General features: G+C 70.5%; 17 protein-coding genes. 16 read left to right on the plus strand and 1 reads right to left on the minus strand.

Features of this window, described 5'->3' with window-relative positions; translation table 11 throughout:
• The first annotated feature begins 18 nt into the window (after window positions 1–18).
• The 8 genes from aroC (at window position 19) to nusB (ending at window position 6,628) form a co-directional block, all read left to right on the plus strand.
• Complete coding sequence (gene aroC, locus ACH4YL_RS17770) at window positions 19–1,203, plus strand: chorismate synthase (protein ID WP_398508249.1); 1,185 nt, start codon at window positions 19–21, stop codon at window positions 1,201–1,203.
• Window positions 1,200–1,715 (plus strand): shikimate kinase, encoded by a 516-nt coding sequence (locus ACH4YL_RS17775; RefSeq protein WP_398508250.1) that lies wholly within the window; start codon window positions 1,200–1,202, stop codon window positions 1,713–1,715. Before aroC ends, ACH4YL_RS17775 begins: the two co-directional genes overlap by 4 nt.
• A complete protein-coding gene (gene aroB, locus ACH4YL_RS17780) occupies window positions 1,712–2,803 on the plus strand; it encodes a 3-dehydroquinate synthase (RefSeq protein ID WP_398508251.1) in 1,092 nt (363 codons plus the stop codon). The genes ACH4YL_RS17775 and aroB overlap by 4 nt, the downstream gene beginning before the upstream one ends.
• A complete protein-coding gene (aroQ, locus tag ACH4YL_RS17785) occupies window positions 2,800–3,243 on the plus strand; it encodes a type II 3-dehydroquinate dehydratase (RefSeq protein WP_398508252.1) in 444 nt (147 codons plus the stop codon). Before aroB ends, aroQ begins: the two co-directional genes overlap by 4 nt.
• Window positions 3,244–3,402: 159 nt before the next feature.
• Window positions 3,403–4,386 carry an AAA family ATPase gene (locus tag ACH4YL_RS17790; protein ID WP_398508253.1) on the plus strand — a complete coding sequence of 328 codons (984 nt, stop codon included), beginning with the start codon at window positions 3,403–3,405 and terminating at the stop codon, window positions 4,384–4,386.
• A gap of 77 nt (window positions 4,387–4,463) precedes the next feature.
• Window positions 4,464–5,570 (plus strand): aminopeptidase P family protein, encoded by a 1,107-nt coding sequence (locus tag ACH4YL_RS17795; RefSeq protein ID WP_398508254.1) that lies wholly within the window; start codon window positions 4,464–4,466, stop codon window positions 5,568–5,570.
• A 60-nt stretch (window positions 5,571–5,630) separates the two neighbouring features.
• On the plus strand, window positions 5,631–6,197 hold the full coding sequence (efp, locus tag ACH4YL_RS17800) for an elongation factor P (RefSeq protein ID WP_398508255.1): 567 nt from the start codon (window positions 5,631–5,633) through the stop codon (window positions 6,195–6,197).
• A gap of 2 nt (window positions 6,198–6,199) precedes the next feature.
• A complete protein-coding gene (nusB, locus tag ACH4YL_RS17805; protein WP_398508256.1) occupies window positions 6,200–6,628 on the plus strand; it encodes a transcription antitermination factor NusB in 429 nt (142 codons plus the stop codon).
• 183 nt (window positions 6,629–6,811) lie between these two features.
• Here the strand turns inward: nusB and bldD are convergent, their stop codons facing one another.
• Window positions 6,812–7,312 carry a transcriptional regulator BldD gene (bldD, locus tag ACH4YL_RS17810; protein ID WP_266489365.1) on the minus strand — a complete coding sequence of 167 codons (501 nt, stop codon included), beginning with the start codon at window positions 7,310–7,312 and terminating at the stop codon, window positions 6,812–6,814.
• 222 nt (window positions 7,313–7,534) lie between these two features.
• Between bldD and pyrR the strand changes: the two genes are divergently transcribed.
• The 8 genes from pyrR (at window position 7,535) to pyrF (ending at window position 17,552) form a co-directional block, all read left to right on the plus strand.
• Window positions 7,535–8,119, plus strand: coding sequence for a bifunctional pyr operon transcriptional regulator/uracil phosphoribosyltransferase PyrR (gene pyrR, locus ACH4YL_RS17815; RefSeq protein ID WP_398508257.1), 585 nt, complete (start codon window positions 7,535–7,537; stop codon window positions 8,117–8,119).
• An 87-nt stretch (window positions 8,120–8,206) separates the two neighbouring features.
• The gene (locus ACH4YL_RS17820; protein ID WP_398508258.1) at window positions 8,207–9,235 is read left to right on the plus strand and encodes an aspartate carbamoyltransferase catalytic subunit; all 1,029 of its coding nucleotides are present in this window, start codon (window positions 8,207–8,209) and stop codon (window positions 9,233–9,235) included.
• Window positions 9,236–9,237: 2 nt separating this feature from the next.
• Complete coding sequence (locus tag ACH4YL_RS17825; RefSeq protein WP_398508259.1) at window positions 9,238–10,524, plus strand: dihydroorotase; 1,287 nt, start codon at window positions 9,238–9,240, stop codon at window positions 10,522–10,524.
• Window positions 10,521–11,081, plus strand: a complete 561-nt coding sequence (locus ACH4YL_RS17830) for a hypothetical protein (protein WP_398508260.1) — start codon at window positions 10,521–10,523, stop codon at window positions 11,079–11,081. The genes ACH4YL_RS17825 and ACH4YL_RS17830 overlap by 4 nt, the downstream gene beginning before the upstream one ends.
• Complete coding sequence (carA, locus tag ACH4YL_RS17835; RefSeq protein ID WP_398508261.1) at window positions 11,078–12,214, plus strand: glutamine-hydrolyzing carbamoyl-phosphate synthase small subunit; 1,137 nt, start codon at window positions 11,078–11,080, stop codon at window positions 12,212–12,214. The genes ACH4YL_RS17830 and carA overlap by 4 nt, the downstream gene beginning before the upstream one ends.
• A complete protein-coding gene (gene carB / locus ACH4YL_RS17840) occupies window positions 12,207–15,515 on the plus strand; it encodes a carbamoyl-phosphate synthase large subunit (protein ID WP_398508262.1) in 3,309 nt (1,102 codons plus the stop codon). The genes carA and carB overlap by 8 nt, the downstream gene beginning before the upstream one ends.
• A 52-nt stretch (window positions 15,516–15,567) precedes the next feature.
• Window positions 15,568–16,680, plus strand: a complete 1,113-nt coding sequence (locus ACH4YL_RS17845) for a quinone-dependent dihydroorotate dehydrogenase (protein WP_398508263.1) — start codon at window positions 15,568–15,570, stop codon at window positions 16,678–16,680.
• A 26-nt stretch (window positions 16,681–16,706) separates the two neighbouring features.
• Window positions 16,707–17,552, plus strand: a complete 846-nt coding sequence (gene pyrF, locus ACH4YL_RS17850; RefSeq protein WP_398508264.1) for an orotidine-5'-phosphate decarboxylase — start codon at window positions 16,707–16,709, stop codon at window positions 17,550–17,552.
• The last annotated feature ends 219 nt before the right edge of the window (window positions 17,553–17,771 follow it).

Below are 17,771 nucleotides of genomic sequence, written 5' to 3' on the forward strand. Positions count from 1 at the left end.
CGAGCAGGAGGAGCACCGTTGAGCAGGTTGCGTTGGCTGACGGCGGGGGAGTCGCACGGACCCGCACTGGTGGCGACCCTGGAGGGTCTGCCCGCCGGTGTCCCGATCACCACGGAGATGGTGGCGGACGCGCTTGCCCGGCGACGGCTCGGCTATGGCCGCGGCGCCCGGATGAAGTTCGAGCAGGACGAGGTCACCTTCCTCGGCGGCGTACGCCACGGTCTCACCCTCGGCTCCCCGGTCGCGATCATGGTCGGGAACACGGAGTGGCCGAAGTGGGAGAAGGTCATGGCGGCCGACCCCGTCGACGCCGCCGAACTCGCAGCACTGGCTCGTAACGCCCCGCTGACCCGGCCGCGGCCCGGTCACGCCGACCTCGCCGGCATGCAGAAGTACGGCTTCGACGAGGCCCGGCCGATCCTGGAGCGCGCCAGCGCCCGGGAGACCGCCGCCCGTGTCGCGCTCGGCACGGTGGCCCGCTCGTACCTCAAGGAGACGGCGGGCATCGAGATCGTCTCGCATGTCGTGGAGCTGGCCGCGGCCAAGGCTCCGTACGGCGTGTACCCGACACCTGCCGACGTCGAGAAGCTGGACGCCGACCCGGTGCGCTGCCTGGACGCGGACGCGAGCAAGGCGATGGTCGCGGAGATCGACCAGGCCCACAAGGACGGCGACACGCTCGGTGGCGTCGTCGAGGTGCTGGCGTACGGCGTGCCCGTGGGGCTCGGCTCGCACGTCCACTGGGACCGGCGCCTGGACGCGCGCCTCGCCGCCGCGCTCATGGGCATCCAGGCCATCAAGGGCGTCGAGGTCGGCGACGGCTTCGAGCTCGCGCGCGTGCCCGGCTCCCAGGCGCACGACGAGATCGTGGCCACCGAGGACGGCATCAGGCGCACCTCCGGCCACTCCGGCGGCACCGAAGGCGGTCTCACCACCGGTGAGCTGCTGCGCGTACGTGCCGCGATGAAGCCGATCGCGACCGTGCCGCGGGCCCTGAAGACCATCGACGTCTCCACCGGTGAGGCCACCGCCGCGCACCACCAGCGTTCCGACGTGTGCGCCGTGCCGGCCGCCGGCATCGTCGCCGAGGCCATGGTCGCGCTGGTGCTCGCGGACGCGGTCGCCGAGAAGTTCGGCGGCGACAGTGTCCCGGAGACGAGCCGCAACGTCCGCTCGTACCTCGAAAACCTGCGCATCCGGTGAGCGCCCCGCTGATCGTCCTGGTCGGGCCCATGGGCTCCGGCAAGTCCACCGTCGGCGGGCTGCTCGCCGACCGGCTCGGCGTCGCCTACCGGGACACCGACGCCGACATCGTCGCGGCCCAGGGCCGGGAGATCTCCGACATCTTCGTCGACGCGGGCGAGCCGTACTTCCGTGAGCTGGAGCGCGCGGCCGTACGGACCGCGCTCGCCGAGCACCCTGGCGTGCTCGCGCTCGGCGGCGGCGCGATCCTCGACGACTCGACCCGCGAGCTGCTGGCCGGCCTGCCCGTGGTCTATCTCTCGCTCGACGTCGAAGAGGCGGTCCGGCGCGTCGGCCTCAACCAGGCCCGGCCGCTGCTCGCCGTCAATCCGCGCCGCCAGTGGCGCGAGCTGATGGACGCGCGCCGCCACCTGTACACGGAGGTGGCCCGCGTCGTCGTGGCCACCGACGAACGCACCCCCGAAGAGGTCGCCCAAGCGGTCCTCGACGCTTTGGAGCTGAAGGACGAATGACCGAGCAGGCAGTGACCCGAATCCAGGTCGGCGGTACGGACGGCTCCGATCCGTACGAGGTGCTGGTCGGCCGTCAGTTGCTGGGCGAGCTTCCCGGGCTGATCGGGCGCGCGCAGCGGGTGGCGGTGCTGCACCCCGAGGCTCTTGCCGAGACGGGCGAGGCGATCCGCGAGGACCTCGCTTCGCAGGGGTACGAGGCCATCGCGATCCAGCTGCCGAACGCCGAGGAGGCCAAGACCGTCGAGGTCGCGGCGTACTGCTGGAAGGCGCTCGGCCAGACCGGCTTCACCCGCAGCGATGTCATCGTCGGCGTCGGCGGCGGCGCGACCACCGACGTCGCGGGCTTCGTCGCGGCGACCTGGCTGCGCGGAGTGCGCTGGATCGCGCTGCCGACGACCGTGCTCGGCATGGTGGACGCGGCGGTCGGCGGCAAGACGGGCATCAACACCGCCGAGGGCAAGAACCTCGTCGGCGCCTTCCACCCGCCGGTCGGCGTGCTGTGCGACCTGGCCGCGCTCGACTCGCTGCCGGTCAACGACTACGTCAGCGGTATGGCCGAGATCATCAAGGCGGGCTTCATCGCCGACCCGGTGATCCTCGACCTGGTCGAGGCCGACCCGCAGGGCGCGCGTACGCCGGAGGGGCCGCACACCGCCGAGCTGATCGAGCGCTCGATCCGGGTGAAGGCCGAGGTCGTCTCGAACGACCTCAAGGAGTCCGGACGGCGCGAGATCCTCAACTACGGCCACACGCTGGCCCACGCCATCGAGAAGAACGAGCGCTACAAGTGGCGGCACGGCGCCGCGGTCTCCGTCGGCATGGTCTTCGCCGCCGAACTGGGCAGACTCGCAGGGCGACTTGACGATGCGACGGCCGACCGGCACCGCGCCGTCCTGGAGTCGGTGGGACTTCCGCTGACCTACCGCGGCGACCAGTGGCCGAAGCTGCTGGAGACCATGAAGGTCGACAAGAAGTCGCGCGGCAATCTGCTCCGCTTCATCGTCCTCGACTCACTCGCCAAGCCGACCGTGCTGGAGGGCCCGGACCCGGCCGTGCTGCTCGCCGCGTACGGGGAGGTGTCCGCGTGAGCCGCCGGGTGCTGGTGCTCAACGGACCGAACCTGGGGCGGCTCGGCTCGCGCGAGCCCGACGTCTACGGCGCGACCTCGTACGCCGGTCTGGTGGAGGCCTGCCAGACGCTCGGCAAGGAACTCGGCTTCGATGTCGACGTGCGCGAGACGAACGACGAGGGCGAGATGATCCGCTGGCTGCACGAGGCGGCGGACGGCTCGATTCCGGTCGTCCTCAACCCCGGTGCTTTCACGCACTATTCGTACGGAATGCGGGACGCGGCGGCGCAGCGGACCGCGCCGCTGATCGAGGTGCACATCTCCAATCCGTACGCACGCGAGGCATTTCGGCACACTTCGGTGGTCGCCGCGGTCGCCAGCGGCACGGTCGCGGGTTTCGGGATCGGCTCCTACCGGCTCGCGCTGCGCGCTCTCGCCGAGGAACTCGCCGCGAATTGACAGGCTGAACAGGGCACTTCGGGCCATCCCCGGCCGTTCTGACAGTGGCGGCCGGGGATGCGAAGGCATCCCGGCGGCGCCCCGGGGTACCGTTCGGTAGCACTGGCGGCCGAGTTGCCGCCTGATCAGCGTCAGTCGTACGAGACGGAGTGGCACCGGATGCAGCACGCAGTGGGGGCTCCGCTGCCACCGCCCCACGGACCGGGGCAAGGCCAAACCGGCTGGACACCCGGCCCCCACCACCCGGGCCCGCCGCCCGGACCACCGGCCGCGCCCGCGCATCCGCCCCAGGCCCACTCGCCCGCGGGTCCCGGTGGACGTCCGCCCGCGGCTCCGGCCGGGCCGCCACCTCCGCCGGGGTCTCCCGCGGGCCCTCCGCCGCACGGCCACGCGCCCGCAGGGCCGCCGCCGGTGGCTCCTTCCGGGCCCCCGCCGCAGGGTCCTCCGCCTGCCGGGCAGACTCCGCAGGGGCAGCCTGCTCCCGGGTGGAGCGCCGGTTCGCGGGACGCGACCAGCGGGCACATCCAGCTGCCGCCCGGCGGGCCGGTTCCCATACCCGCGCCGCCCGCCGACAGCGGCACCGGTACGGCCACGCTCGCCGTGCTGCTCATCGGGCCGGCCGGCGCGGGCAAGACCACCGTCGCCCGGCACTGGGCCACCAGCCGCCGCGTGCCGACCGCGCACATCAGCCTCGACGACGTACGCGAATGGGTCTGCTCCGGATTCGCCGACCCCCAGTCCGGCTGGAACGACCACTCCGAGGCGCAGTACCGCCTGGCCCGCCGCACCTGCGGCTTCGCCGCGCGCAACTTCCTGGCCAACGGCATCTCCTGCATCCTCGACGACGCCGTCTTCCCGGACCGTCCCGTCGTCGGGCTCGGCGGCTGGAAGCGCCATGTCGGCCCCGGCCTGCTGCCCGTCGTCCTCCTCCCCGGCCTGGAGGTCGTGCTGGAGCGCAACGCCGAGCGCAGCGGCAACCGCCGCCTCTCGGACGAGGAGGTCGCCAGCATCCACGGCCGGATGGCCGGCTGGTACGGCTCCGGCCTGCCGATCATCGACAACTCGAAGTACGACGTGGAGACCACCGCCCGCGTCCTCGACGACGTGCTCGCCCGCTCCATCGCCAGTCCGCCGAACTGGTAACCGGCGCATCCGCGTGCCCACCCCCGGTCGGACGCGCTGACCAGGCCGGAGCGCTCGGGCGCTCGTACGCTCGGGGCATGTCAGAGGTGTATGGGGTCCGCCGCGACAGGCTGCGTGACCGGTGCGCGGCCACCGGCAGTGCCGGGGTCCTGGTCTCCCGCCCGGCCAATGTGCGCTACCTCGCGGGCGGCGCACCGCCCGGGGCCGTACTGCTGCTCGGACCCGTCGACGACGCACTGCTCTGCCCCGGCACGCCCACCGGCGACCCGGCCGAAGGCCGCCCCGACGAGCAGCTGAAGCTGACCGTGCTGCCGACGTCGGCCGGCGATCCGGCGGTCGCGGCCGCCGAGCTGGCGCGCACGGCCGGCGTCGAGTCGCTCGCCGTCGAGGAGCACCATCTCACCGTCGCCAGGCACCGCGCGGTCGGCTCCGTCGCACCCCGGCTGCGCCTCGCCGACCTCGGCTTCGCCGTCGAGCAGCAGCGGATCGTCAAGGACGAGGAGGAGATCGCCTGCCTGCGCATCGCGGCCGAGATCACCGACCAGGCGCTCGGCGAACTGCTGGAGTCGATCCTGGTCGGCCGCACCGAGCGGCATCTCGCCCTGGAGCTGGAGCGGCGGCTCGTCGACCACGGCGCGGACGGTCCCGCCTTCGCGACCTCCGTCGCCACCGGCCCGAACTCGGGCCGCGGCGGCCACCGTCCCACGGACCGCCGGGTCGAGGAGGGTGATTTCCTCTCCGTCTGCGTCGGCGCCAACTACCGCGGCTATCGCTGCGAGATCGGCCGGACGTTCGTCATAGGGACCACCCCGTCGGACTGGCAGATCGAGCTCTACGACCTGGTCTTCGCCGCTCAGCGGGCCGCCCGCGAGACCCTCGTGCCGGGCGCAGCGTTCCGCGATGTGGACCGCGCGGCCCGCCAGATCCTGGACTCGGCGGGTCATGGAGAGGGGCTCGCGCCGCTCACCGGGCACGGCGTCGGGCTCGAAATCGACGAGGACCCGCAGCTGGCCCCTGCGGCCATGGGTAAACTGGACGCTTGTGTGCCGGTCACCGTCGAACCGGGGGTCCACCTCCCGGGCCGGGGCGGTGTCCGGATCGATGACACGCTCGTCGTGCGCCAGGAGGCGGACGGCGGACCCGAGCTACTCACCATCACGACCAAGGAGCTGCTCGCGCTCTAGCCTCGCGGCAGCGCGTTTCCTCGGTCGTCCACCAGCGTCAGTCCAGGAGATTCCGCAACCGTGGCTTCCACGAACGACCTCAAGAACGGCATGGTGCTCAAGCTCGACGGAGGCCAGCTCTGGTCCGTCGTCGAGTTCCAGCACGTCAAGCCCGGCAAGGGCCCTGCCTTTGTGCGCACCAAGCTGAAGAACGTGCTCTCCGGCAAGGTCGTCGACAAGACCTTCAACGCCGGTGTGAAGGTCGAGACGGCCACCGTCGACCGCCGTGACATGCAGTTCTCGTACATGGACGGCGACTACTTCGTCTTCATGGACATGCAGACGTACGACCAGCTGCACATCGACCGCAAGGCCGTCGGTGACTCCGCCAACTTCCTGATCGAGGGCTTCACCGCCAGCGTCGCCCAGCACGAGGGCGAGGTGCTCTACGTGGAGCTGCCCGCCGCCGTCGAGCTGACGATCCAGCACACCGACCCGGGCGTCCAGGGCGACCGCTCCACCGGCGGCACCAAGCCCGCGACGCTGGAGACCGGCTTCGAGATCGGTGTGCCGCTCTTCATCACCACCGGTGAGAAGATCAAGGTCGACACCCGCTCCGGCGAGTACCTCGGCCGGGTGAACAGCTAACCGTGGCTGCCCGGAACAAGGCCCGTAAGCGCGCCTTCCAGATCCTCTTCGAGGCCGACCAGCGCGGGGCGACCGTGCAGACGGTCCTCGCGGACTGGGTCCGGCACGCACGGACCGACGACCGGCAGCCGCCGGTCGGCGAGTACACCATGGAGCTGGTCGAGGGGTACGCGCAGTACGCGGACCGGATCGACGAGCTCATCGCCACCTACGCGGTCGGCTGGACGCTCGACCGGATGCCCGTCGTCGACCGGAACATCATCCGGCTCGGCGCGTACGAGCTGGTGTGGGTGGACGAGACTCCGGACGCGGTGGTGATCGACGAGGCGGTGCAGCTCGCCAAGGAGTTCTCCACCGACGAGTCGCCGTCGTTCGTGAACGGCCTGCTCGGCCGCTTCAAGGACCTCAAGCCGAGTCTGCGTCGCGACTAGGTTCTTCCCGGGGCCCGGCCCCGGACCCCGCAACGCCGAACGCCGGGCGGGCTGAAATCTTCAGCCCGCCCGGCGTTCGTGTGTGCTCGGGCGGAAGCGCGGCAGAGGGCGACAACGCAGCAGAGGGCGAATCCGCGCATTGGCGGATTCGCCCTCTGACGTGACGTTTCTCCTGAAGTGGGGTCAGCCCTCTTCGTGCGTGACCGCGCGCCGCGCGTCCGCGTCCAGTACGCCCCAGCTGATGAGCTGCTCGGTCAGGACCGACGGCGACTGGTCGTAGATCACGGCCAGCGTGCGCAGGTCGTCCTGACGGATCGACAGCACCTTGCCGTTGTAGTCGCCGCGCTGGGACTGGATCGTGGCGGCGTAACGCTGCAGCGGGCCCGCCTTCTCCTGCGGCACATGAGCCAGCCGCTCCAGGTCAAGGACGAGCTTGGGCGGCGGCTCGGCGGCCCCGCCCGGCGTGGTGCCGGGAAGCAGCTCCTGCACCGGGACGCCGTAGAAGTCCGCCAGCTCGGCGAGGCGCTGCACGGTCACGGCACGGTCACCGCGCTCGTACGAGCCGACCACCACGGCCTTCCAGCGGCCCTGGGACTTCTCTTCCACGCCGTGGAGGGACAGCCCCTGCTGGGTGCGGATGGCGCGGAGCTTGGCCCCGAGCTGTTTTGCGTATTCGCTGGACATATAGCTCCCCGGACGCTGAGACAACGTGCGGCTCCGCCGCGCGGCTGGTAACTCACTGTGAGGTTACGCAGCGTTACTTGGATGCGTCAAGCCGAATGGGTCCGACCGGACGGTTGTCAGGGGCGCGACCAGCGGCCGCACCGGGCCCTGGTACCGTGAGTAGCGCAATTTCGACGTCCTTTAAGGTCCGTCCCGTGAGGCGGAGAAGGAGGTCCGTTTCATATGGACACCAACAGCTCGAACAGCTCCGATGTGGCACGCCCCGTCCTCGAGGCGCCCGACATCGCGCGGGTGCTGACCCGCATCGCCCACGAGATCGTCGAACGCGCCAAGGGCGCCGACGACGTGGTGCTTCTCGGCATCCCGACCCGCGGAGTCTTCCTCGCCCGCCGGCTCGCCGACAAGCTCGAGGAGATCACCGGCCGCAAGATGCCGGTCGGCTCGCTCGACATCACCATGTACCGCGACGACCTGCGGCTGCGGCCCGCCCGTGCGCTGGCCCGTACCGAGATCCCCGGTGACGGCGTCGACGGCCGGCTGGTCGTCCTCGTCGACGATGTGCTCTTCTCCGGCCGCACCATCCGCGCCGCACTCGACGCGATGGGCGACATCGGCCGGCCGCGCGCCGTGCAGCTCGCGGTCCTCGTCGACCGCGGCCACCGCGAACTGCCCATCCGCGCCGACTACGTCGGCAAGAACCTCCCCACGTCGCTGCGGGAGACGGTCAAGGTCCTGCTCGCCGAGGAGGACGGTCGCGACACCGTGCTGCTCGGTCTGCGCGAGGCCGCCCCGGCCGGCGAGCAGTAGCACCCCCGTACGGCTCCCTCAGCCTTACGGGCCTGCGCCTGCACGCCCGCACACCTCGCAAACCGCCACACATCGGAGCACACCCAGATGCTGCGTTTTCCCGGGGGGAACCCCCGGACCTCCGGTCACCTCGTCTCGGCCGCCGACCTCACCCACGACGACGCCGTCCTGATCCTCGACACCGCCGAGGAGATGGCCCGCGTCGCGGACCGGCCGATCAAGAAGCTGCCGACCCTGCGCGGCCGCACGGTCGTCAACCTCTTCTTCGAGGACTCGACCCGGACCAGGATCTCCTTCGAGGCCGCCGCCAAGCGCCTCTCCGCCGACGTCATCAACTTCTCCGCCAAGGGGTCGTCGGTCTCCAAGGGCGAATCGCTCAAGGACACCGCGCTGACCCTGGAGGCGATGGGCGCGGACGCCGTCGTCATCCGCCACCACGCCTCCGGCGCGCCCTACCGGCTGGCGAACTCCGGCTGGATCGACGGCGCCGTCGTCAACGCCGGTGACGGCACCCACGAGCACCCCACCCAGGCCCTGCTGGACGCCTTCACCATGCGACGGCGTCTGGTCGGCCGTGACGAGGGCATAGGGCGCGACCTGGCCGGGCGCCGGATCACCGTCGTCGGCGACATCCTGCACAGCCGGGTGGCCCGCTCCAACGTCCTGCTGCTGAACACCCTCGGCGCCCACGTCACCCTGGTCGCCCCGCCGACGCTGGTACCGATCGGCGTCGAGAGCTGGCCGTGCGAGGTCTCGTACGACCTGGACGAGGTGCTGCCGAAGTCCGACGCGGTGATGATGCTGCGTGTGCAGCGCGAGCGGATGAACGCCGCCTTCTTCCCCACCGAGCGCGAGTATTCGCGCCGCTACGGCCTGCACGGCGACCGCATGGCGCGGATGCCCGAGCACGCCATCGTGATGCATCCGGGTCCGATGAACCGGGGCATGGAGATCACCGCCGAGGTCGCCGACTCCGACCGCTGCACCGCCGTCGAGCAGGTCGCCAACGGCGTCTCCATCCGGATGGCCGTCCTGTACCTGCTGCTGGGCGGCGCCCAGTTCGATTCAGTGACCGTGCCCGCCGACACCACCGCGCGTACCGAGGAGAGCAAGTAACCATGAGCAAGATCCTTATCCGTGGCGCGAAGGTGCTGGGCGGCGAGCCGCAGGACGTCCTGATCGACGGCGAGACCATCGCCCAGGTCGGTACGGGACTCGACCCCGACGGCGCGACCGTCGTCGACGCCGAGGGGCAGATCCTGCTGCCCGGCCTCGTCGACCTGCACACCCATCTGCGCGAGCCCGGCCGCGAGGACTCCGAGACCGTCCTGACCGGCACCAAGGCCGCGGCCGTCGGCGGCTTCACAGCCGTGCACGCCATGGCCAACACCTTCCCGGTCGCCGACACCGCCGGCGTCGTCGAGCAGGTCTGGCGGCTCGGCAAGGAGTCCGGCTACTGCGACGTACAGCCGGTCGGCGCCGTCACCGTGGGCCTGGAGGGCAAGCAGCTCGCCGAGCTCGGCGCGATGCACGACTGTGCCGCCGGCGTCGTGGTCTTCTCCGACGACGGCAAGTGCGTCGACGACGCCGTGATCATGCGACGCGCGCTGGAGTACGTGAAGGCTTTCGACGGCGTCGTGGCCCAGCACGCGCAGGAGCCGCGGCTGACCGAGGGCGCGCAGATGAACGAGGGCGTCGTCTCCGCCGAGCTCGGCCTCGGCGGCTGGCCCGCCGTCGCCGAGGAGTCGATCATCGCCCGCGACGTCCTCCTCGCGGCCCATGTCGGCTCCCGCGTCCACATCTGCCACCTCTCGACCGCCGGATCCGTCGAGATCGTCCGCTGGGCCAAGTCCAAGGGCTGGAACGTCACTGCCGAGGTCACCCCGCACCACCTGCTGCTCACCGACGAACTGGTGCGCAGCTACAACCCCGTCTACAAGGTGAACCCGCCGCTGCGCACCGAGGCCGACGTCCTGGCCCTGCGCGAGGCGCTCGCCGACGGCACCATCGACTGCGTCGCCACCGACCACGCCCCGCACCCGCACGAGGACAAGGACTGCGAGTGGGGCGCGGCCGCCATGGGCATGGTCGGCCTGGAGACCGCGCTCTCCGTCGTCCAGGAGACGATGGTCGAGACCGGCCTCATCGACTGGGCCCAGGTCGCCGACCGGATGTCCTTCCGGCCTGCGAAGATCGGCCGCCTGGAGGGCCACGGCCGGCCCGTCTCGGCAGGTGAGCCCGCGAACCTCACGCTGGTCGATCCGGCATACCGTGGAGCCGTGGACCCCGCGGGCTTCGCATCCCGCAGCCGCAACACCCCCTACGAGGGCCGTGAGCTGCCGGGACGCGTCACCCATACCTTCCTGCGGGGCCGGGCAACGGTCGTCGACGGGAAACTCGCGTGAGCACTCATCTCCTCCTCGCCGCCGAGCAGCAGTCCGCGGAGGTCACCGACTGGGCCGCGCGCATCGGCTGGGTCGTCGGTCTGCTTGTCTTCATCGCCTTCGTCTACTGGCTGATGCGCCAGGGCTGGAAGTGGCGCGGGTCCCTCCAGTCCGACCTGCCGGACCTGGCGACCGCGCCCGACGAGCCCGGCGAGGCGAAGCTCTCGATGAGCGGCCGCTACCACGGCTCGACCACGGCGGGGCAGTGGCTCGACCGCATCGTGGCCCATGGCCTGGGCACCCGCAGCCGCGTCGAGCTCACGCTCACCGACGCGGGACTCGATGTCGTACGCCCCGGCGCCCGGGACTTCTTCGTCCCGGCGGCCGCACTGCGCGACGCCAGGCTCGACAAGGGCATCGCGGGCAAGGTCCTCGCCGAGGGCGGACTGCTCGTCGTCACCTGGGAGCACGGGGAGAGGCTGCTCGACTCCGGCTTCCGCTCCGACCACGCGGCCGAGCACACGGAGTGGGTCGAAACCCTCAAGCACCTGATCAACACGACGGAAGGCGCACGATGACCACCTCCACCCGGGGAGCCGCCAAAGCTCCCGCCGTACTCGTCCTGGAGGACGGCCGCACCTTCCGCGGCCGCGCCTACGGGGCCGTGGGGGAGACCTTCGGCGAGGCGGTGTTCAACACCGGCATGACCGGCTACCAGGAGACGCTCACCGACCCGTCGTACCACCGCCAGGTCGTCGTGATGACCGCGCCGCACATCGGCAACACCGGCGTCAACGACGAGGACGACGAGTCGAAGCGGATCTGGGTCGCCGGCTATGTCGTACGCGACCCGGCCCGCGTGCCCTCCAACTGGCGCTCCGAGCGCACGCTGGAGAGCGAGCTGGTGTCCCAGGGCGTCGTCGGCATCAGCGGCATCGACACCCGCGCGCTCACCCGCCATCTGCGCGAGCGCGGCGCGATGCGCGTCGGCATCTTCTCCGGACCGTCGCTCGCCGACGACGCCGCGCTGCTCGCCCGCGTGCAGGAAGCCCCGCAGATGAAGGGCGCGAACCTGTCCGCCGAGGTGGCCACCACCGAGACGTACGTGGTGCCCGCGATCGGGACCAAGAAGTTCACCGTCGCCGCCATAGACCTCGGCATCAAGGGCATGACCCCGCACCGGATGGCCGAGCGCGGCATCGAGGTGCATGTCCTGCCCGCCACCGCCACGGTCGAGGAGGTGTACGCGGTCGACCCCGACGGCGTCTTCCTCTCCAACGGCCCTGGCGACCCGGCGACCGCCGACCTGACCGTGGTCAAGGGCGTGCTTGAGCGCAAGACCCCGCTCTTCGGCATCTGCTTCGGCAACCAGCTGCTCGGCCGCTCGCTCGGCTTCGGCACGTACAAGCTCAAGTACGGCCACCGTGGCATCAACCAGCCCGTGCAGGACCGCTCCACCGGCAAGGTCGAGGTCACCGCGCACAACCACGGATTCGCCGTCGACGCCCCGCTCGACAAGGTCTCCGACACGCCCTACGGCCGCGCCGAGGTGTCCCACGTCTGCCTCAACGACAACGTGGTGGAGGGCCTGAACCTGCTGGACCAGCCGGCTTTCAGCGTCCAGTACCACCCCGAGGCGGCCGCGGGCCCGCACGACGCCGCGTACCTGTTCGACCGCTTCGTATCCCTGATGGAGGGCCAGCGTGCCTAAGCGCTCCGATATCCAGTCCGTCCTGGTCATCGGCTCCGGCCCGATCGTCATCGGCCAGGCAGCCGAGTTCGACTACTCCGGCACTCAGGCCTGCCGGGTCCTCAAGTCCGAGGGCCTGCGCGTCATCCTGGTGAACTCCAACCCGGCGACGATCATGACCGACCCGGAGATCGCCGACGCGACCTATGTCGAGCCGATCACCCCGGAGTTCGTCGAGAAGATCATCGCCAAGGAGCGTCCCGACGCGCTGCTGCCGACCCTCGGCGGCCAGACCGCGCTCAACACCGCGATCTCCATGCACGAGCAGGGTGTGCTGGAGAAGTACGGCGTCGAGCTCATCGGCGCCAATGTCGAGGCCATCAACAAGGGTGAGGACCGCGACCTGTTCAAGGGCGTCGTCGAGGCCGTCAACGCCAAGATCGGCTACGGCGAGTCCGCACGCTCCGTCATCTGCCACTCCATGGACGACGTCCTCAAGGGCGTCGACGAGCTCGGCGGCTACCCCGTCGTCGTCCGTCCCTCGTTCACCATGGGCGGCGCCGGCTCCGGTTTCGCGCACAACGAGGACGAGCTGCGCCGGATCGCCGGACAGGGCCTCACGCTCTCGCCGACCACCGAGGTGCTCCTGGAGGAGTCCATCCTCGGCTGGAAGGAGTACGAGCTGGAGCTGATGCGCGACAAACACGACAACGTGGTGGTCGTCTGCTCCATCGAGAACTTCGACCCGATGGGCGTGCACACCGGCGACTCCATCACCGTCGCCCCGGCGATGACCCTGACCGACCGCGAGTACCAGCGGCTGCGGGACATCGGCATCGCGATCATCCGCGAGGTCGGCGTCGACACCGGTGGCTGCAACATCCAGTTCGCCGTCGATCCCGAGGACGGCCGGATCATTGTCATCGAGATGAACCCGCGTGTCTCGCGGTCCTCGGCGCTCGCCTCCAAGGCCACCGGCTTCCCGATCGCCAAGATCGCCGCCCGGCTCGCCGTCGGCTACACCCTCGACGAGATCCCCAACGACATCACCGAGAAGACCCCGGCGTCCTTCGAGCCCACGCTCGACTACGTCGTGGTCAAGGTGCCGCGGTTCGCCTTCGAGAAGTTCCCGTCCGCCGACGCCACCCTCACCACCACCATGAAGTCGGTCGGCGAGGCCATGGCGATCGGCCGGAACTTCACCGAGGCGCTTCAGAAGGCGCTGCGCTCGCTGGAGAAGAAGGGCTCGCAGTTCACCTTCACCGGTGAGCCCGGCGACAAGGCCGAGCTTCTCGAGATCTCCCGGGTGCCCACCGACGGCCGGATCAACACCGTCATGCAGGCTGTCCGGGCCGGCGCGACGCCCGAGGAGATCTTCGAGGCCACAAAGATCGACCCGTGGTTCATCGACCAGCTGTTCCTGATCAAGGAGCACGCGGACGAGCTCGCCGTCGCCGGCAAGCTCGGCCCCGAGCTGCTCGAGGACGCCAAGCGGCACGGCTTCTCCGACGCCCAGATCGCCGAGATCCGCGGACTGCGCGAGGACGTCGTACGCGAGGTCCGCCACGCGCTCGGCATCCGGCCGGTCTACAAGACGGTCGACACCTGCGCCGCCGAATTCGCCGCCAGGACGCCCTACTTCTACTCCTCTTACGACGAGGAGAGCGAGGTCGCACCCCGCGAGAAGCCCGCCGTGATCATCCTCGGCTCGGGTCCCAACCGCATCGGCCAGGGCATCGAGTTCGACTACTCCTGCGTCCACGCCTCGTTCGCGCTCAGCGACGCCGGCTACGAGACCGTGATGGTCAACTGCAACCCCGAGACAGTCTCCACCGACTACGACACCTCCGACCGGCTCTACTTCGAGCCGCTCACCTTGGAGGACGTCCTGGAGATCGTGCACGCCGAGTCGCTGGCCGGCCCGATCGCGGGCGTCATCGTCCAGCTCGGCGGCCAGACCCCGCTCGGCCTCGCGCAGGCGCTCAAGGACAACGGCGTGCCGATCGTCGGCACCTCGCCGGAGGCCATCCACTCGGCCGAGGACCGCGGCGCCTTCGGCCGCGTCCTCAAGGAGGCCGGTCTCCCCGCTCCGAAGCACGGCACGGCGACGACGTTCGCCGAGGCCAAGGCCATCGCCGACGAGATCGGCTATCCGGTCCTGGTCCGGCCGTCGTACGTGCTCGGCGGCCGCGGCATGGAGATCGTGTACGAGGAGGCCCGCCTCGAGTCGTACATCGCCGAGTCCACCGAGATCAGCCCCACCCGTCCCGTCCTGGTCGACCGCTTCCTCGACGACGCGATCGAGATCGACGTCGACGCGCTGTTCGACGGCGAGGAGCTGTACCTCGGCGGCGTCATGGAGCACATCGAGGAGGCCGGCATCCACTCCGGCGACTCGGCGTGCGCGCTGCCCCCGATCACCCTCGGCGGCTTCGACATCAAGCGGCTGCGGGCCTCGACGGAGGCCATCGCCCGCGGTGTCGGGGTGCGCGGCCTGATCAACATCCAGTTCGCGTTGGCCGGGGACATCCTGTACGTCCTCGAAGCCAACCCGCGTGCGTCGCGGACCGTTCCATTCACCTCGAAGGCGACCGCGGTACCTCTGGCCAAGGCGGCGGCCCGCATCTCGCTCGGCGCGACCATCGCCGAGCTGCGCACCGAGGGCCTGCTGCCCGCGAACGGCGACGGCGGCACCCTGCCGATGGACGCGCCGATCTCCGTCAAGGAGGCCGTCATGCCGTGGTCGCGCTTCCGCGACATTCACGGCCGCGGCGTCGACACGGTCCTCGGCCCGGAGATGCGTTCCACCGGCGAGGTCATGGGCATCGACACGGTCTTCGGCACGGCGTACGCCAAGTCGCAGGCCGGTGCGTACGGCCCGCTGCCGACCAAGGGCCGCGCGTTCATCTCCGTGGCCAACCGGGACAAGCGCTCGATGATCTTCCCGGCCCGTGAACTGGTCGCGCACGGCTTCGAGCTGCTGGCCACGTCCGGCACGGCCGAGGTGCTCAAGCGCAACGGCATCAACGCCACGATCGTGCGTAAGCAGTCCGAGGGCGAGGGCCCGAACGGTGAGAAGACCATCGTCCAGCTCATCCACGACGGCCAGGTCGACCTCATCGTCAACACGCCGTACGGCACCGGCGGCCGCCTCGACGGCTATGACATCCGTACGGCAGCGGTGGCGCGCTCCGTCCCGTGCCTCACGACGGTCCAGGCGCTGGCCGCCGCCGTCCAGGGCATCGACGCGCTCAACCGCGGTGACGTGGGCGTGCGTTCACTCCAGGAACACGCCGAACATCTGATTGCGGCCCGCGACTAGCACCCATGAGGGGGACACCGGAAACGGTGTCCCCCTCTTCGCGAAGGACACCATGTACAAGCTCTTCTTCAATCTCGTCTTCAAGCGCATGGACCCGGAGCAGGCCCACTATCTGGCCTTCCGCTGGATCCGGCTGGCCGTCCGCGTCCCCGTACTGCGCACCTTCGTCGCCGCCGCCCTCGCGCCCCGCCACAAGGAGCTGCGCACGGAGGCGTTCGGACTGCGTATGCACGGCCCCTTCGGTCTCGCCGCGGGCTTCGACAAGAACGCCGTCGCCATCGACGGCATGTCGATGCTCGGCTTCGACCACATCGAGATCGGCACGGTCACCGGCGAGGCGCAGCCCGGCAATCCCAAGCAGCGCCTCTTCCGCCTCGTACCGGACCGCGCGCTGATCAACCGCATGGGCTTCAACAACGAGGGCTCGGCGGCGGTGGCCGAGCGCCTGCACGCGCGTGTGCCGGTCTTCAACACCGTCGTGGGCGTCAACATCGGCAAGACCAAGGTCGTGCCGGAGTCCGATGCCGCGGCCGACTATGTGAAGTCGACTGAGCGGCTCGCCCGCCACGCCGACTACCTCGTGGTGAACGTGTCCTCGCCGAACACTCCCGGCCTGCGGAACCTCCAGGCGACCGAGGCGCTGCGCCCGCTGCTCACGGCCGTACGCGAAGCCGCCGACCGCACGGTCACCGACCGCCGCGTCCCGCTCCTCGTCAAGATCGCGCCCGATCTGGCCGACGAGGACGTCGACGCCGTCGCCGATCTGGCCGTCGAGCTCGGCCTGGACGGCATCATCGCCACCAACACCACGATCGCCCGCGACGGCCTCGGCCTGAAGTCCGACCCGGCGCTGGTCAAGGAGACCGGCGGACTGTCCGGAGCGCCGCTGAAGGAGCGCTCGCTCCAGGTGCTGCGCCGGCTGTACGCGCGCGTCGGCGACCGCATCACGCTGGTCGGCGTCGGCGGCATCGAGAACGCCGAGGACGCCTGGCAGCGCATCCTGGCGGGCGCGACGCTCGTCCAGGGCTACAGCGCCTTCATCTACGAGGGCCCGTTCTACGCCCGCGCGATCCACAAGGGCCTGGCCGCACGCCTGGCGACGAGCCCGTACGCCACGCTCGCCGAAGCGGTCGGGGCCGACGCTCCGAAGAAGAACCCGGCGTGACCGCCACCAGCCACGGGAGGAACCCCATGACCGACACCCTCGAGCCGTTCGGCTCGCGCCTGCGCCATGCCATGGACACCCGCGGTCCGCTCTGCGTCGGCATCGACCCGCACGCTTCCCTGCTGTCCGCCTGGGGCCTCAACGACGACATCGCGGGCCTGGAACGCTTCACCCGTACGACGGTGGAGGCGCTGGCCGACCGGGTCGCCGTCCTCAAGCCGCAGTCCGCGTTCTTCGAGCGCTTCGGCTCGCGCGGCATCGCCGTGCTGGAGAAGGCGGTCGAGGAGGCCCGCTCGGCGGGCGCGCTGGTGCTGATGGACGCCAAGCGCGGCGACATCGGCTCGACGATGGCCGCGTACGCCGCGACCTACCTCGACAAGGACTCCCCGCTGTTCTCGGACGCGGTGACCGTCTCGCCGTATCTCGGCTTCGGCTCGCTGCGTCCGGCCCTGGACGCGGCCGCCGTGTCCGGCGCGGGCGTCTTCGTGCTGGCGCTCACCTCGAACCCGGAGGGCGCGGAGGTGCAGCGGGCGACTGCCGCGGACGGGCGGTCGCTGGCGCAGCTGATGCTCGACCACATGGCCACCGAGAACGCCGGCGCACGGCCGCTCGGCTCGGTCGGCGCGGTGGTCGGGGCGACGCTCGGCGACGCGGGCGTGAATCTGGACATCAACGGTCCGCTGCTGGCCCCCGGCATCGGCGCCCAGGGCGCGACACCCGCGGACCTTCCGCGCGTCTTCGGTTCCGCCGTGGGCAATGTGGTGCCGAGCGTCAGCCGGGGTGTGCTGAAGCACGGACCGGACGTGGCGGCGTTGCGCCAGTCGGCCGAGCGCTTCGCCGAAGAGGTCGTCGCGGCGGTTTCAGGGGTTTAGAACGGGGCCGTAGGCGCTCACCTCGGACCCTTCGAGGGGCTTCGCACTCGTCCCTTTGACAAATTATTGGCGCAAAACCTGGTCGTTATGTCGCAAATGTACCGGTCGGCCGATGCTGACCAGGACTTTTCGTCTGTTCTCGCTGACTGGAGCGGCCATGGCCGCTAGTCTCCGTCGAAGAGCGAACGTGCAGTGCGTTGTTCGTTGCTCGCCCTGGTG

The sequence above is a fragment of the Streptomyces sp. NPDC020681 genome (assembly GCF_044334895.1).
Taxonomy (GTDB): Bacteria; Actinomycetota; Actinomycetes; order Streptomycetales; family Streptomycetaceae; genus Streptomyces.

Bases quoted from the DNA above. Each gene is read 5' to 3' on its own strand.
- aroB (WP_398508251.1), top strand. From the start codon at position 1,712: ATGACCGAGCAGGCAGTGACCCGAATCCAGGTCGGCGGTACGGACGGC.
- ACH4YL_RS17790 (WP_398508253.1), top strand. From the start codon at position 3,403: ATGCAGCACGCAGTGGGGGCTCCGCTGCCACCGCCCCACGGACCGGGG.
- ACH4YL_RS17795 (WP_398508254.1), top strand. From the start codon at position 4,464: ATGTCAGAGGTGTATGGGGTCCGCCGCGACAGGCTGCGTGACCGGTGC.
- bldD (WP_266489365.1), bottom strand. From the start codon at position 7,312: ATGTCCAGCGAATACGCAAAACAGCTCGGGGCCAAGCTCCGCGCCATC.
- pyrR (WP_398508257.1), top strand. From the start codon at position 7,535: ATGGACACCAACAGCTCGAACAGCTCCGATGTGGCACGCCCCGTCCTC.
- ACH4YL_RS17820 (WP_398508258.1), top strand. From the start codon at position 8,207: ATGCTGCGTTTTCCCGGGGGGAACCCCCGGACCTCCGGTCACCTCGTC.
- ACH4YL_RS17825 (WP_398508259.1), top strand. From the start codon at position 9,238: ATGAGCAAGATCCTTATCCGTGGCGCGAAGGTGCTGGGCGGCGAGCCG.
- carA (WP_398508261.1), top strand. From the start codon at position 11,078: ATGACCACCTCCACCCGGGGAGCCGCCAAAGCTCCCGCCGTACTCGTC.
- ACH4YL_RS17845 (WP_398508263.1), top strand. From the start codon at position 15,568: ATGTACAAGCTCTTCTTCAATCTCGTCTTCAAGCGCATGGACCCGGAG.
- pyrF (WP_398508264.1), top strand. From the start codon at position 16,707: ATGACCGACACCCTCGAGCCGTTCGGCTCGCGCCTGCGCCATGCCATG.